The organism is Amycolatopsis sp. NPDC054798 (assembly GCF_053611505.1).
The window spans coordinates 63,110-78,180 of the sequence record NZ_JBSHAM010000028.1; the positions used below are offsets into that span (position 1 = coordinate 63,110).

At 69.5% G+C, this 15,071-nt stretch carries 11 protein-coding genes; 3 read left to right on the plus strand and 8 right to left on the minus strand.

The features are described from left to right. Together ACWGIC_RS19210 and ACWGIC_RS19215 are read left to right on the plus strand one after the other, a co-directional pair. A complete protein-coding gene (locus ACWGIC_RS19210; RefSeq protein ID WP_452077287.1) occupies positions 1 to 1,116 on the plus strand; it encodes an NADH-ubiquinone oxidoreductase-F iron-sulfur binding region domain-containing protein in 1,116 nt (371 codons plus the stop codon). Next, positions 1,113 to 1,310 (plus strand): ferredoxin, encoded by a 198-nt coding sequence (locus ACWGIC_RS19215; RefSeq protein ID WP_452077288.1) that lies wholly within the window; start codon positions 1,113 to 1,115, stop codon positions 1,308 to 1,310. Before ACWGIC_RS19210 ends, ACWGIC_RS19215 begins: the two co-directional genes overlap by 4 nt. A 311-nt stretch (positions 1,311 to 1,621) precedes the next feature. Here ACWGIC_RS19215 and ACWGIC_RS19220 read toward each other — a convergent pair whose 3' ends face one another. After that, positions 1,622 to 4,618, minus strand: coding sequence for an AfsR/SARP family transcriptional regulator (locus tag ACWGIC_RS19220; RefSeq protein ID WP_452077289.1), 2,997 nt, complete (start codon positions 4,616 to 4,618; stop codon positions 1,622 to 1,624). Between the two features lie 193 nt (positions 4,619 to 4,811). On the opposite strand from ACWGIC_RS19220, the gene ACWGIC_RS19225 reads away from it, so the two are divergent. After that, the gene (locus ACWGIC_RS19225; protein WP_452077290.1) at positions 4,812 to 6,026 is read left to right on the plus strand and encodes a hypothetical protein; all 1,215 of its coding nucleotides are present in this window, start codon (positions 4,812 to 4,814) and stop codon (positions 6,024 to 6,026) included. 221 nt (positions 6,027 to 6,247) lie between these two features. Here the strand turns inward: ACWGIC_RS19225 and ACWGIC_RS19230 are convergent, their stop codons facing one another. The 7 genes from ACWGIC_RS19230 to ACWGIC_RS19260 form a co-directional block, all read right to left on the minus strand. Beyond that, on the minus strand, positions 6,248 to 8,194 hold the full coding sequence (locus ACWGIC_RS19230) for an NB-ARC domain-containing protein (RefSeq protein WP_452077291.1): 1,947 nt from the start codon (positions 8,192 to 8,194) through the stop codon (positions 6,248 to 6,250). Positions 8,195 to 8,304: 110 nt separating this feature from the next. After that, positions 8,305 to 8,679 (minus strand): helix-turn-helix domain-containing protein, encoded by a 375-nt coding sequence (locus ACWGIC_RS19235; protein ID WP_452077292.1) that lies wholly within the window; start codon positions 8,677 to 8,679, stop codon positions 8,305 to 8,307. Between the two features lie 225 nt (positions 8,680 to 8,904). Beyond that, entirely contained in the window at positions 8,905 to 10,173 is a 1,269-nt protein-coding gene (locus ACWGIC_RS19240; protein WP_452077293.1) for a sensor histidine kinase, read from the minus strand. A 63-nt stretch (positions 10,174 to 10,236) separates the two neighbouring features. Beyond that, positions 10,237 to 11,337: a methyltransferase gene (locus ACWGIC_RS19245; protein WP_452077294.1), complete on the minus strand. Its 1,101-nt coding sequence runs from the start codon at positions 11,335 to 11,337 to the stop codon at positions 10,237 to 10,239. Between the two features lie 177 nt (positions 11,338 to 11,514). Beyond that, on the minus strand, positions 11,515 to 12,648 hold the full coding sequence (locus ACWGIC_RS19250; RefSeq protein WP_452077295.1) for a hypothetical protein: 1,134 nt from the start codon (positions 12,646 to 12,648) through the stop codon (positions 11,515 to 11,517). Positions 12,649 to 12,674: 26 nt separating this feature from the next. Then, positions 12,675 to 13,832 carry an SPFH domain-containing protein gene (locus ACWGIC_RS19255; RefSeq protein ID WP_452077296.1) on the minus strand — a complete coding sequence of 386 codons (1,158 nt, stop codon included), beginning with the start codon at positions 13,830 to 13,832 and terminating at the stop codon, positions 12,675 to 12,677. Between the two features lie 65 nt (positions 13,833 to 13,897). After that, positions 13,898 to 15,025, minus strand: a complete 1,128-nt coding sequence (locus tag ACWGIC_RS19260) for a serine hydrolase domain-containing protein (protein WP_452077297.1) — start codon at positions 15,023 to 15,025, stop codon at positions 13,898 to 13,900. Between the last annotated feature and the right edge of the window lie 46 nt (positions 15,026 to 15,071).

The following is a 15,071-nucleotide window of genomic DNA, read 5'->3' on the forward strand; positions in this document are numbered from 1 at the left end:
GTGCTTCCCTTGCACCGGAACAACCTTTCCGCCCATCTGTCCGTCCACGGTGGTCTTCCCGGCAACCTGGATCGCAACGCAGTGATCCACGAAATCGACGCCGCCGGTATCCGCGGTCGAGGCGGAGGTGGCTTCCCTGCCGCGGCAAAGCTGCGCTCTGTCGCACCTGGACGGTCCATTGTGGTTGCCAATGGTTGCGAGAGCGATCCCTTCAGCAGTAAGGATCGTGCTCTGCTGGAGCTTGCGCCGCACCTGGTGCTGGACGGAATCCAGGTCGCGGCTCGCGCAGTCGGCGCCACCGAGGCTTTCCTCTGCCTGCACGAAGGGAATCGGAGTGTACTGGCCGCTTTGGCGGAACGCCGCGACCCGGTGCCGGTGAAGCTGGTCGCGGTCCAGCCCCGCTACGTCGCCAGCGAGGAAACCGCGCTGGTGCATTTCCTGGGCACTGGCGACGTCCGCCCGACCGGAAAATTCCCGCGCCCGGCCGAACGCGGCCTGCGCGGTCGTCCGACACTAGTCCAGAATGTCGAGACCTTGGCCCGGTTCGCGCTTGTCGCCCGAATCGGTGCGGACCGCTATCGCTCTGTCCACACTGACCTGGTCACCGTCACCGGAGCGGTCGCTCGCCCCGGTGTGCTGGAAGTCCCGGCCGATACCCCGATTTCCGGAATCCTCGCCCGCGCTGGCGGATCCATTGCCGCGCAAGCGGTTCTGATCGGCGGGTATGGCGGAACCTGGATGCCGCGCTCCCTGGCCGACCCTCTGCCCCTGGGGCGGGAACCGGGGCTGTCTTCGGTGCATCTGCTTCCCGAACCGAACTGCGGTATCGAGGTGACCCGGAATATTCTTTCCCGGCTGGCCGCTGAATCGGCCCGCCAATGTGGACCGTGCATGTTCGGACTTCCCGCCATCGCTGCGGATTTCACCGACTTGCTGGCCGGTCGGGACGCGACCGGTCGCCTGGCGCGCCGTCTTCCGCTCCTCAGTGGACGGGGCGCGTGCGCTCATCCGGACGGAGCGGTTCGCCTCGCTGCGAGCGCGCTGCGTGTTTTTGCGGCCGACTTTCGGGCTCATCTGACGGCTGGCTCGTGCCGGATCACGGCGGGTGCGGCATGAACCAGTTGAGGGTCGACCCGATCGCCTGCCGGGCACACGGTTTGTGTGCGGACGTCCTGCCGGAACTGATCACTGTGGACGAATGGGGTTACCCGTTGGTACGCGGGGAAACGGTGCCCGAATCGCTGCTGGCCGAGGCTCGAAAGGCGGCTGCGGCCTGTCCGGCGTTGGCGTTGCGGCTACGAAAAACGTAGAAACGGCAACGCCAACGCCGGATTCAGTGGCTATTCAGCAACGCCACCAATCCTGGATGGCTCCTATTGCCAGCGCGGCCAAGGGCGCGAGGGCAAGCAGTGTTGATGCGAACGAAGCCAACGGAACTCCTTGCGAGGATCATGTACGCTTTTCATGTTTCGCAACGTGGATATCAGTTGCGACCAGGCCGCCAGGATTTTTCTGCGGACACACCTCCGGGGGTCTACCCAGAGTGGGTGTCGGCAATTGCAGGCAACCTCGGTGTGATGATCCTGCCGCAAGGACGGGTGAACTGTTTCGGCGCCCCCGCTTATCGGCTCTGGCGGATTACGGAACGCCGGGGCGCAGGCATGGCCACGGTGCTTTCCTGGTCGGTCTCGCCGTCCCTGGCCTGCGGAATCGGGTGCGGGTCCCGGGCCGCCGCCAGCCGCTCCTCGACGCGGTCGGCCTTGGCGTCCCGGCCGCGGCCCCGGTAGAAGGCGGCGGCGCGAGTCCAGGCGTCGACGGCGTCCTCGCGATTTCCCCGCGAGTAAAGGATCTCGGCGAACGCTTCCAGTGCCCGGGCCTGTCCCGTCGCGTTGTGCGCCCGCGCGGCCAGCTCGACCGCTTCCTGCGACAACCTCAGCGCGGCCCGGTCGTCCCGTTCGGCCGCGGCGAGCCGGGCCTGCACGGTGCGCAGCCGCATCCCGGCGGTGAGATCGCCGGCGATCTGGGCCTGCGCCAGTTGGCAATGCCGGTGCGCGACGGCGAATTCCTCCTGGCCGAGATGGAGTTCGGCCAGCGTGATGTAGGTGGCTGCTTGGCCGGACGCGTCGCCGGTGAGCGTTCGCAGGTGCAGGGCGCGGTGGTAGTGCGGCAGCGCCTTTTCGTACTGGTCGAGTTCGGCGAGCGTTTCGCCCAGATACTGTTCCGCCTTCGCCTCGCGGACCCGGTCGCCGTTGCGTTGCGCGTGCGTGATGCAGCGGCGGAGGAGCGCGATCGCTTCCGCGTGGCGGCCGGTGGCCCGGTGCAGGCGGGCGCGGTTGACGTTGATCGTGAGCTTCGCTATCGGAGACTCGTCGTCGATGGCCAGTTCGAGGGCCCGGGCCAGCGCGTCCTCGGCCGCTTTGTGGTTGCTGAGCGTGAGATGCAGTTCCCCCAGATCGTTGAGGGTCGACCCTTCCGCGTGAGAGTCCTTGTTCGCTCGCGCGGCCCGGGCGGCGACGGCCAGGCCGGTGATCATCTCGTCGTAGAAGCCGTAGACGACGAAGGTGTCGTGCATGAGATGCGGAAGGGTGCAGGCGTAGTCGAAGAGCCGATGTTTCTCGGCGATCGCCGCCAGCGCGGTGAGGTTGGTGCGTTCGCGGAGGAACCAGCGATGGGCGGCGGCCGAGGTCTCGAACCGCGTCGGGCAGATTCCCGGTTCCGGGGCGAGCCGCGGCGGTCGGTCGCGGTGCGGGTGCGCCATCCGGTGCGCGTTGTCCGCGGTGCAACAGTAGTGCGACAGCAAGCGGCGCAACGGTTGCGGGTCGTAGTCCTGAGTGCTCAGCGTCTGCGCGTAGCGGTGGAAGATCGAGACGATCCGGTACCGGTCCGTGTCGCCGGGCTGGTCGATCAAGTGCAAGGCGACCAGGGTTTCCAGTGCCCGCCGGGTTTCCGCGGCGGGCCGGCCGGCCGCGGACAGCAGGGTGTCGACGTGGATCTCCGCGCCGGGGTGGTGGCCGAAGAGCCGGAAAACGGCCTGGCTCGGCGGTTCGAGCATCTGGTACGACGAGGAAAACGCGGCGCGCAGGCTTTGGTCGTCGCCGTCGTCGCCGATGCTCAAGAGCATTTCCGGGTCGCGCAACTGGTCGAGCATGGTGCTGAGGCTCAGCCCCGGGCGGCGCACGGCGCTCTCGGCGATGAGCGTGAGCGCGAGCGGCAGGCCGTCGCAGAGGTGCGCGATCCGGCGGGCCGCGTCGGGTTCCCGCTCGCCGCGGCCGCGCAGGCGCCGGACGAACAGGTCCAGCGAATCGCGGTCGTCGAGGCGGTCGAGGCTGAGGGCGGAGAGTTCGTGCCGCCGGGTCAGCGCGCCGAGCCTGCGGCGCGAGGTGACGATCACCGCGCATTCGGACAGGACGTCCAGCAGCCGGTCGACGTGCTCGGAGTTCTCCGCGTCGTCGAGGATGACCAGGACGGAACGGCCGGCCACCTGCTTGCGCAGCACCGCGGCGCGGGCCGTCGCGTCCACGACGTGGTCGACGGGATAGCCGAGTTCCTGGAGCAGCCGGTCGACGATGTCGGACGGCTCAAGGCGCGGGGCGGGGCCGAAACCGTGCAGGTCGAGGTAGATCGTCCCGTCCGGGAACCAGTCCGCGGCCCGGTGCGCCCAGTGGACCGCGAGGCTCGTCTTGCCGATTCCGGGCGGGCCGCTGAGCACGACAGCGGGTGCCCGGGCCGGCGAGCCGGGCCGGAGCCACTGGTCCAGCGTTTCCATCGCGCCGGCGCGGCTGATGAACCCGCGCAGATCGCGGGGGAGCGGATGGGACGGCGGCGCGGTCCGGCGCACCGGCGTGACGGCGGGCGGCGCGGGCGGGTTCTCGTAGCGGTCCTGGACCTCGGCGTGGAAGGCACGCAGCACGGCCGCAGCGGTGTCGTCGGCGGCGTCGCGGAATCGCCGGTGCGCGTCGAGGTAGTAGGTCATGGCCTGTTGGGACTGCCCGAGCGCGTAGTAGACCTGGAGCTGGAGCTTCACGAAGGCCAGCCGGGAGGCGTGCTCGGGGGCCAGTTCCTGCAGCCAGCCCGCGGCCTCGTCGGCACGGTCGAGCGTCAGCAACTGGCTCGTCAGGAATTCTCGCGCGGGAAGCAACATGGATTTGACTTTGTCCTCGCGCCAATTGCCCGCGCGTTCGGTGCGCAGCTCCGCCAGCGGCTCGTCGCGCCACAAGGAAAGCGCGGAAACAGCTGATTCGTACGCCGTTTCATGATCGCCGGAACGGGCCGCGGCGTGCGCATTTCGCATTATTTCCCGGAAAACGGAGACGTCCACCAATCCCTCGTCGAGATCGGCCAGATAGCCGTCGCCGGACCGGGCGACCGAGGCGGGCACGTCCGCTTCGGGAAGGGCTTCGCGCAGCCGGTGAACCGCCTTGTGCAGGGCTTCTTGCGGGTTGCCCGGCAGATCGTCGTCCCAGAGCCACGAGATGAGGGTGTCCTGGGAAAAGCGCTGGCCCGGCCGGGTGAGCAGGATCGCGAGAATATTCCGGGTTTGCCGCCGGCCCCACTGCTCATTCATCTTCCCGTGCATCCGCACCGCAGTCTGCCCGAGAATTCCGTAGGCGAAGTCCATTCGACGTCCTCCCTCGTCGATTGCCCAGTTTCGCATCTATCCGGTGAATCGGCGACCGGTTCGGGACAACGATCATCCGGGGAATTGTCTTGTCCGGTTTCGGTCCGCTTTGTGTCCGGCGGCGGGAAGCGTCCGGTCAGGACCGCGCCGCAGCCTCGGCTCGTCGGCTTGGTTCTGGACGGAGGGGATGAGGATGGCGCACGACGTATGGGTCCGCGGCCCGATCGGTCTCGACGCCGCTTCGCGGGTGACGCGGCCGGGCTGCCGCACCGTGCTGGCGGTCGTTCCGACGGTGACGGCGGGGACGCGGCTGGTCGAGCTGATCTCGCTGCTCGAACGGGATCTTCGGGTGCAGGTGATGTTCACCGTGCCGCACAGCACCGATCGGTGGGCGGGGGTCGAGGAGTACGTGGGGGCGCAGGACGGGCTGTTGCTGCCTTGGGAGCAGGCGGTGGCGCACCGGTTCGATCTCGTCTTGGCGGCCAGTCATCGGCATCTCGACCAGGTGCGCGGGCCGCTGCTGCTGATCGGGCACGGAATCGGAGGCGCTCGGCCGCGCCGGTTCAGCCGCAAGGCGGGAGGGGCGACGGTCGAGACGACTGGACTGGACCGGGAGCTGATCACCTTCCGCGGGCGGGTGCTTCCGGCGGTGCTCGGCCTCGCGACCGAATCGGAAGTCGACGTGCTGCGGGAGCGGTGCCCGGAGGCGGTGCCCTCGGCAGTCGTGGCCGGTGACCTGTGTTTGGACGTGCTGCGCGCGGCGGGCGGACGGCGGGAGCGATACCGGCGAGCTCTGGGCGTCGGCTCGCGGCGGCTGGTGGTGCTCAGCTCGACCTGGTTCACTGACTCGGCGTTCGGCCGTGTCCCGAAGATGTACGAAGTGCTCGTGAACGCGCTGCCGAAAGACTGTTACGCGGTGGCGGCCGTGCTGCATCCGAACATCTGGGCGGTGCACGGACGGCGGCAGGTCACCGCCTGGCTAGGCGGGTGCCGGGGGCTGCGCGTGATCCCGCCCGAACAGGGATGGCAGGCGACCATGATTGCGGCTGACTGGGTGATCGGCGACCACGGCTCGACCACGGGCTACGCGGCGGCGATGGGGAGGCCGGTGACGCTCGCCGCGCTGCCGGACGGGCAAGCGCGGGCCGGAAGCGTCGCGGACATCGTGCGGGCGCGGACGAAACCGTTGGACGAGGAGCAGCCGTTCGAGGAGCAGGAGGAAGCCGCGATCGCCGCGGCCCCGCGGCTCGCCGCGGAGGTGCTGCCGGTCGTCAGCTCGAGGATCGACTGTTCGGCGGGGATTTTGCGGTCGGCGATGTACCAGCTGCTGGAGTTGCCCGAACCGCCTGCCCTGGCGTACCCGCCGTCGCCGGCGGTGCCCCGGCCGCTGGCTGGGTGGGACGCGTGAGCACCGGGGTCGTCCGGGTCGCGCTCGCGCTGCCCGGAGGTCGCGCGGTGCCGGTGCTGGTCGCCGACGTGGACCGGGCCGGATCTCGGTGCTCAGCCAGTGCCGACGTCGTGGTCCGGCGCAGCACGCGAGCCGTCGCGAGGTGCGAGGCCGACGAACTGAGAGCGGAGTGGCCGGGCGCGATCGCCGCGGCGGTGTGCTGGCCCGGCGGGGCCGTGTGGTCAGTGCGGCGGCTCGGCGGAGTCCCCGCTGAGGCGGCGGGCCGCGTCGAGATGGCGCTGGGCGCTTGCCTCATCGCCGTGGCCGCGTTCGAGATCGGCGAGCGCGGTGAGGACCTCGGCCTGGAAATGCGGTGACTGGAGGCGTTCGACGCCTTCGAGCGCGTGCAGGAGTTCGGCACGCGCCCGGGCGTAATCGCCCCGCCGGGCGTGGATCGCGGCGAGCGGGATGGCCGCGCGCGCGTGCTGGCCGGCGTCGTCCGCCTCGGCCATGATGGCGGCGGCTTCGGTCAGCTCCCGTACCGCTTCGTCCTCCCGGCCCAGTTTGATCAGCAGTTCGCCGCGGCGGCGCCGGGCCATGCCGACCCCGCGCGGAAGCCCGATTTCGGCGTGTTTCTCCGCACTGCGCTCGTACAGTGCCAGCGCTCCTTCGAGGTCGCCGCGGCCCCGGGCGTCCCGGGCCATTCGCGACAGTGCCGTGGCCTGCGTCGGGCCATGGTTTTCCCGGTCGCCGATCTCGAGTGCCGCGGTATGGTGGACGGCAGCTTTCTCGAACTGTTTCAATCGGTCGTAGACGTAGCCGACTTGGCTGTGCAAGCGGGCTTCCACCAACGGCTGATCGCATCGCCGGGCCGCCTCGATCCCCGCCGTGCACAGCTCCAAGAACTGGTCGTAATCCCGGTGGTGCAGGAAAAATCCCCACGACGCCTCGGCGAGCTGCCACAGTTCCTCGTCCCAGCCGTGCGCCGAGGCGGCTTTCGCGACGGCGTTGATCACCGGCCGGTCCCGGCGCCACCAGTTCACCGCGTGGTCGCGGTCGGCGAAAGATCCTGTCGCCGCAACGGTTTCTGCCGCGAAGGTCGGCCGGAACGGGTGGATGAGCGCGCTCGCGGTGACGGTCTGGTCGCGGTACCAGCGGGTGTACCGGTGGACGAGATAGTTCCGGTCCGCTTCGGCGTCTTGGCGTTCCGCGCGCACGCGGGCGTCGTGGCGGACGACATCGTGCTGTGCCACGGTTTCGTCCTCCAGTTCGTGAAGGAGGTTGGCTTCGATCAGTTCGTCGACGGCGTCGTCCAGATGGGCGGGCGAACTCTGCAGGGTGTCCGCGAGCGCGTCGACGGGGTGGTGCGGGCCGGGCAGGATGCCGCACGTGCGGTAGAGCCGGGCCGCCGAATCGTCGAGGGCGGCGTAGGAGGCGTCGAAAACCGTTGCCAGGTCGGTGAAAGCGCCGAAGCGCCGGGTGCGTCCGCGGCGGGCTTCCTGATGCGGGTTGCGGCGCGGCCGGACGCGCAGTCTCGCTCCGGTGATGGTGAGCGCCAGCGGGAGGCCGGCGCACGCGGTCAGCAGATTTTCCGCGTCCTCTTGGCTGATCTGCCGCTGCCCGGAACGGCGGACGAGCACTTCGCGGGCCGGTTTGTCCGGAAGCGGTTCCAGCGGAAGGATTTCCGCGCCGTCCAGCGCGAGGCTGGTCAGCTGGGACCGGCTGGTGACGAGCACGAACGCGCTCGCGCTGGACGGCAGCACGGCGCGGGCGTCGGCGCTGTGCACGACGTCGTCGAGCAGCACGGCGAACCGGCGATCTGCCGTCACCGCACGGAATTCGGCGGCCCGCTGGGCGAGCGCAGCGGGAATGTCGTCGGCCGGAACGCCCAGCGCGGCGAGGAAACCGTGCAGGACGCCGCTCGCGGATTCCGCGGTTTCGGTTCCCTCGGCGGAAAATCTGGCGCAGAGGATGCCGTCCGGGAAGCGGGCGCGGTGGGTGTGCAGCCAGTGCAGGGCGAGTGCCGTTTTGCCGATGCCGCCGACACCGGTGAGCACGACGACCGACGGGGCCGGGTCGGAGCGGAGCCGGATTTCGTCCAGCCGGGCGAGTTCCGCGGTGCGGCCGAGCAGCACGGGCGGCGCGGGCGGAAGCTGGACCGGCGCCCGCACTGGTCTGTGGGACGTCACTGCTCCTGGCCGCGTTTCACTCATTCCACACCCCCGATTATTCCTCCTTACCGGCTCTGGGCGTCAAAAGGAACGGAACGAGTCCGGAATCACCCACCCTCTACGGGTGATCAATGCCGCGGGCTCTCGCCGGACTTGCGCCGTTCGAGTGCGTTCTGCCCGCCGTGCGGGCGGATAGTGACTTTTTCCCGCAGCAGCAAGCGGCGGATGGTTCCATAGGACGCCTGATGCGCGTCCGCGATGCTCTGGATAGTCGAGCCGGATTCGTACTCGCGGACTATTCTCGGCACGTCGAGTTCACGGCGCACGCCTTGCCGGATTTCCGGCAGAACCGCGCCTTCCTGCCGCAGCAGCCGTCCGGTCCAGCTGAGCGACAGCCCGTGTTCCCGGGCGATCTCGGTGATCGACGCGCCGGCCCGCCAGGATTCGAGCATCCGGCGATTCCGCTCGGCCCGATGTGTTCGCGCCTCGTCAGGCGTGTCCATGCAAGCGCTCCCACTGCTGGGATTTGACGTGCTCGACCCTCCATTATCAGCCTCGCGGAGCCGGACTGTGAACCTACGAACGGGGCGCATGCTCGGACATTGTTTGTCCGCAACTGGTAACACAAGTGTGCGCCAGGCGCGTTGAATTAATTACTCAGGCAGGTGTAAATATCCTGAAAACGTATCAATTCATCCAGTCGAGAGAAGAATCCGCTGCCCGGTGGATCAGTGCGGCACCCACAGTGTCACCCGGGTGCCGTGCCCCGGCGTCGATTCCACCTGCCCCCGGCCGCCCACCTCCGCCAGCCGCGCTTCGATCGACTGCCGGATGCCGAACCCCGGGCCGCGTTCGCGCACGTCGAAGCCGCGGCCCTGGTCCCTGGCGACGACCGCGGTCCCGCCGTCGCGTTCCTCCACCCGGAGCACGACCCGGCTCGTCCCGGCGTGTTTCACCGTGTTGCGCAGCGCTTCCCGCACCGCCTCGCACATCGCGGTGCGCCGGTCGGCGGAAAGGCGGTCGTCGTCGGCGAAGTCGGCGGCCACCAGCTGGGTGCGCAGGCCCTCGCGGGCCATTTCGGCGGCGACGTCGGCCAGTTCGACCACGAAACCGCGTCCGTTGCGCGGTTCGATCGGCTCGGTGATGCTCCGGCGGAGTTCGGCCGCCTCGGCGTGCGCGACCGAACGCAATTGGGCGAGCCGTTCGGCGGCGTGGTCGGCGTCGTCGGACGGGGAGATCGCGAGCGCCTCCAGCGTCTGCAGCACACTGTCGTGCAGCAGCCGCTGGGTGCGCTTGCGTTCGGCTTCCTGGCCGCGGCGCAGGCCGATGTCGAGCGCGAACCGGGTGCCGACGCCCAGCAGCACCAGTATCCCGCACGCCACCACGATCGCCACGGCCAGCGCGACCAGGCAGCCGAGCGACCGGTTGAGCGCGAGCGGATTGTCCGGCCGCAGCCCGCCCGCCACGGTCAGCAGGACGCGCACCGGGACGGCCGCGGCGAGCAGCAGCAGCGCCGCGGGCAGCCCGGACGTCCCGGCCCACATCGCGACCGAGCCGACCAGCCACGTCCAGGTGACGTCGATCGCGAACGGCTGCACCGCGTCCGGCGCGAGCACCGCGACCGCCAGGTTCAGCGCGAACCCGGCGCAGAGGTCCGCGGTGAGCACCCGCCGCGTGCGCCGGGCGGGCAGGCCGCCCGAACGCAGCAGCCACCACAGGAACCCGGCGTTCGCGGCGACGCCCAGCGCGGCCGCGGGCAGCACCGGAAACAGTCCGGCGCTGCCGTTGGCCGCGGCGAAGCCGATGAACACCTTGACGAACGCGGCGATCCGGTAGGCGACCGGCACGACCACCCAGTACCGCGCGGCACGCGCCAGCGTCGCGTCGCTGACCGCGGCGAGGTCCTCGCCGGAGTCCGGCCGCTCCGGCGGGCTGCCGCGGTGCAGCAGCGTCCGCACGAATTCCCGGCGTGGTACGGCAAAACCCGGTCCGGGCATCGTCCCTCCCCGTGTCTTCGGCGAGGATATTCGATTGGTGTAGTCCAGTGTGGAAACGCCGGGTCACGCTCTGGACATGGTTAGCCGCCACAGGATCGTCCGCTCCCGCGAGCGCTGGTCGTGCAGCGGATCGGCACTGTCCGTGGCGCGCCGGTGCCTTGGCGTGGTTTCGCGCCGTCCGGCGACCTCCAGTCCGGCGGCGGAGATCCGGGCGAGCAGGTCGGCCCGGGTGCGCAGGCCGAGGTGTTCGGCGAGGTCGGACAGGATCAGCCAGCCTTCGCCGTGCGGCGTCAGATGGTCGCGCAGGCCGTCCAGGAAGCGGTTCAGCATGGCGGACGAGGCGTCGTAGATCCCGAGTTCCAGCGCCGAGGACGGTTTTCCCGGCAGCCAGGGCGGATTGCAGACGACCAGGTCGGCACGCCGTTCGGAGGGCCAGAGATCGGCTTCGAGGACACGGACCTTCCCGGACAGCCCGAGCCGCCTCAGGTTGTCCCGCGCGCAGCGCACCGCGCGCGGATTCAGGTCGGTGGCCAGCACTTTCGCGGCTCCGCGCCGGGCGAGGATGGCGGCGAGCACGCCGGTGCCGGTGCCGAGATCGAAAGCGACCGGGGAACCCTTGCCCGGCAAAGGTTCCTGCGCGACAAGATCGAGGTATTCGCTCCGTGTCGGCGTGAACACGCTGTACGCCGGATAAATCCGAGCGGCTAAAGCGTTGATGTGGATGCCTTTCTGATGCCATTGATAAGCGCTGAGGGCGCCGAGCAGCTCACGCAGCGAAAGCACTGTGCCGGGCAAACCGCCGAACGCGTGCTCGCAGGCAGCGTGGATGTCGGGGGCCCGGCGGAGGTGCAGTGAATGGTCTTCCTCCACTGCGACCAGGACTTTCCCCAGCAGTGCCGCGCGTTTCGAGCGTGCGGAACGCATCTGCGCGAAGGACCCCGAGCGCTGCGGCAGCCGCCGGTCCATCGCGCGCACGAGCTGTCGTGCGTTGGGAAAGTCGCCGCGCCACAGCATTCCGGTGCCAGCGCGGGCGAAGCGCAGCGCCGCCGCCGCGGTCAGCCGGTCGTCGACGACGACGATGCGGCCCGGCGGCGGGGTTCCGGTTCCGGAATGCCAGCGGGCGGTGCGGGTAGTTCCGTTTTCGGTCCACTGAACGGTGGACATGAATGCTCCCGGGGAAGGGTCGAAGGGCCAGTCAGCCGTCGACGCTTCGCGGAGAGCAGGCGAGGATTCCCGCCGGTCAAGACAGCGGCGAACCCGCGTGCTCCCGCGAAACGCGGGAGCAGCGGTCGCCGAGAACCATGCCCATCAGCACGGCACATCACATCCTTCGCGGAAAACTCAGTGGTGGGTAACGGAATGGTGCGTCGTGCCGGTGCTGTGGCCCTTCGTCGCGACGAAGTAGACGATCGCCGCGATCACGATCAGCGCGAGCACCACCGCGACGGCGATCTTGACCTTGCTCCACGGACGCTGGCCGTGGATCTCCCCGGTGACGCCGTTGACGAGGATCTGCCAGTTCTTCCCGGCGTACACGTAGGTCGCGACCCATACCGGGAGCAGCATCAGCTTGAACGTCACGTTGTTGTGCTGAGTGTCGACCGAGTTCAGCTGCTGGGTGTCGCCGCCGATGTCGTGCTTGCAGTCGTCGGCGATGACCGGCGCCATCCGGTTTTTCGCCTCTTCGAAGCCGGATTCCGGTTCCACGTCGTACCGCAGCGCGAAATGCCCGGAGAGGAACTGCGGCTGGTACGGCGCGGAGTCGAGCAGCGGCCACGGCGCGAGCTTGTCCAGCTCCGGCAACGGCAGCTGGGTGCTCGCCGGCACCAGCACGTCGTCGAAGTTCCGCGCGACCTGCCCGCGCGCCGGGTACCAGCGGGTATGGCGCACCTGACGCGTCTTGCGCTCGCCGTTCTCGTAATAGCTTTCGGTGACGTAGTAGTACTCGCCGCGCGCGCCGGTGTACACCGACACGGTCTGCGAGTCGTACGTCCAATGCGGGATGTACGTGCTCTTCGTGGACTCGGCCGTGGTGACCTTCTTCAGCGCGGTCGGCGCGAACCAGCGCGAAGACGTCCACTTCTTCAGATGCGTGCTCACCGCGGGACGGTCGAACGCGAACGGCAGCACGCCCTCGGGCACCAGCTGCCCGGACGCTCCCGGGTCGATGACCAGCGGCGCCCCGCAGAACTGGCACATGCTGGCGGTCTCGTTGGTTTCCGTCCTGGCCGCGCACCGCTGGCAGACGAAGACGTACTTGCCGATCGAGCCCACCGGCTTGCGCGCCAGGTTCGCCAGCTCGGCGAACGGGATCTCGCGGATCTGCCGGTCCCCGGCGGCGATCTCCTGCCGGAACCCGCAGTACGGGCACTGCATGGCCGTCGTGCCCGGCGCGAACTCCAGCCGCGCGCCGCAGCCGCCGCACGGATAGGTCGTGTTGGCCACGCCGCTCTGCTGAGAACGTGGGTCAGTCATGGGTCCCCCAGAACGGTCGGTGCGGCTCAGGACGGCGGCAGCGGCGGCGGGGTCGCGCCGAACAGCGCCGACACCTCCGGCACCTGCGCGGCCGGCGTCCACTGCGCCATGCCCGCCTTCCACACCAGCGTGTCCTTGGCGAGCGTGCCCGAGGAGATCTGCTGGCCGAGTCCCGCGCGGTCGAACGGGCCGAGCTGCTGGCCGTTCGCGCCGACGAACCACTGCTCGCCCTGCGGCAGCGGCGGCGGCATCTGCGGCGGGGCTTGCTGCTGGTACTGCGGCTGCTGGTATTGCTGGGGAGCCTGCTGCTGGTACTGCTGCTGCGGGGCGGGCTGCTGCTGTGGTCCGGCCGCGCGCTGGCCGAGCGCCATGCCGAGGCCGATGCCCAGCCCCTCGCCCGCGCCGCCCTGGTTGTTCGCCGCCGCCTCGATCGCGTTCGCGGACTGGAACTTCGTGTACTGGTCGAGGTCGCCGACCACGCCCATCTGGGTCCGCTTGTCCATCGCGGCCTCGACCTCGGGCGGCACCGAGATGTTCTCGATCATGAACTTCGAGATCTCGATGCCGACCTCGCGCAGTTCGAGGTTCAGCGCGTTCGCGATCTTGCCGGAGATCTGCTCCTGGTGGGTGACCAGGTCGAGCATCGGCACCTGGGCGGCGGCGATCGCGGGCCCGAGCTTGCTGATCACCATGCTGCGCAGGTAGTCCGACACCTCTTCGGTGCGGAACTGCGGGTCGGTGCCCGCCAATTCCTTCAGCAGCGCGACCGGCTCGACCACGCGGACCGCGTAGCCGCCGAACGCGCGCAGCCGGACCATGCCGAACTCGGCGTCGCGCAGGATGACCGGGTTCTGCGTGCCCCATTTGAGGTCGGTGAACTGCCGGGTGTTGACGAAGTACACCTCGGCCTTGAACGGCGAGTTGAAGCCGTACTTCCAGCCCTTCAGGGTGGACATGACCGGCATGTTCTGCGTCTGCAGCGTGTACATGCCCGGCGGGTAGGCGTCGGCGACCTGGCCCTCGTTGACGAACACCGCGGCCTGCGATTCGCGGACGGTCAGCTTGGCGCCCATCTTGATCTCGTTGTCGTAGCGCGGGAAGCGCCACACGATGGTGTCCCGGCTGTCGTCGGTCCACTCGATGATGTCGATGAACTCGCCGCGGATCTTGTCGAAAATGCCCACGTCTGACCCCTCGTCGCGTTGCCTCGTGCCCGCGGGCCACAGTACAGTGCGCGACCCGCCGCGGATCACTCCGGCGCGGCCGCTTCGCGCCAAAAGTCCTGCAGGTACGGGATGCCGCCGGGCCCGTCCACCCCGCGCTGGGTGAGCAAGATCGCGACTGAACCGGTCGAGGGCGTCAGGTAGGCGCTGGTTCCGGTGCCGCCGACCCAGCCGTAGCGGCCGGGGGTCTGCCACGGCTGCTTCGGCGCGACGTCGACGGAGCCGCCGAACCCCCAGCCCTGGCCATCGAGGAAGACCGGGTTGGCCGCGATCTGCTCGGCGGTGAGGTGGTTGGCCGTCATCTGCCGGACCGATTCCTTCGACAGCAGCCCGTTTCCCTCGGAAAGGATCATCCGGGCAAAGCGGTGCCAATCGTCGGCGGTGCCGGCCAGCCCGCCGGATCCGGCCGGGAACGGCGGCACCTCGCGCCACTGGCCGTCCGGCGCGTCGGCCAGTTCCAGGCCGTCCTCGGCGGAGCGGTAGTAGCTGGCGAACCGGTGCCGTTTCGCGGCGGGCACCTCGAACGCGGTGTCGGCCATGCCGAGCGGTTCGAACACCCGCTCGGCGAGGAAGTCCGGCAGCGGCTGGCCGGACGCGCGGGCGATCAGGATTCCTTGCAGGTCAGCGCAGGTGTCGTACAGCCACGCCTCGCCGGGCTGGTGCAGCAGCGGGATGCGCGCCAGCCGGGCGAGCCATTCGCCGGGTTCCGGGCGCAGCCGCACCTCGCGGCCGTCGGTCTGCACTGTGGACAGCGCCTGGACCTGCGGCAGGGAGAAGTCCGACGGGAAGCCGTAACCGGCCCGGAAGGTCAGCAGGTCGCGGACGGTGATGGGGTTTTTCGCGGGTACGACGTCGTCGACCGGGCTGTGCGGCGTGCGCACGACCATCGGGGCGGCCAGTTCGGGCAGCCATTCGGCGATCGGGGTGTCCAGGCCGAACCGGCCGTCCTCGATCAGCATCAGCACGGCTGCCGCGGTGATCGGCTTGGTGATGGAGGCGAGCCGGAAGATGGTGTCGCGGGCCATCGGCGCGGTGCCTTCGACGTCGAGATGCCCGGCTGCCGTCACCTGGACGTCGTCGCCGCGCGCGACGAGGGCTACCGCGCCCGGGAGGAACCCGGAGTCGACGTGGCGGCGCAGGACTTCGTGCATCATCGTTCGTTCCCTTCGCGGGCGGATGTTCCGCGGGGTGGTCGCTGCC

Excerpts from the sequence above, each read along its gene's own strand:
- ACWGIC_RS19215 (WP_452077288.1), top strand. The coding sequence starts at position 1,113 with ATGAACCAGTTGAGGGTCGACCCGATCGCCTGCCGGGCACACGGTTTG.
- ACWGIC_RS19220 (WP_452077289.1), bottom strand. The coding sequence starts at position 4,618 with ATGGACTTCGCCTACGGAATTCTCGGGCAGACTGCGGTGCGGATGCAC.
- ACWGIC_RS19225 (WP_452077290.1), top strand. The coding sequence starts at position 4,812 with ATGGCGCACGACGTATGGGTCCGCGGCCCGATCGGTCTCGACGCCGCT.
- ACWGIC_RS19235 (WP_452077292.1), bottom strand. The coding sequence starts at position 8,679 with ATGGACACGCCTGACGAGGCGCGAACACATCGGGCCGAGCGGAATCGC.
- ACWGIC_RS19240 (WP_452077293.1), bottom strand. The coding sequence starts at position 10,173 with ATGCCCGGACCGGGTTTTGCCGTACCACGCCGGGAATTCGTGCGGACG.
- ACWGIC_RS19245 (WP_452077294.1), bottom strand. The coding sequence starts at position 11,337 with ATGTCCACCGTTCAGTGGACCGAAAACGGAACTACCCGCACCGCCCGC.
- ACWGIC_RS19250 (WP_452077295.1), bottom strand. The coding sequence starts at position 12,648 with ATGACTGACCCACGTTCTCAGCAGAGCGGCGTGGCCAACACGACCTAT.
- ACWGIC_RS19260 (WP_452077297.1), bottom strand. The coding sequence starts at position 15,025 with ATGATGCACGAAGTCCTGCGCCGCCACGTCGACTCCGGGTTCCTCCCG.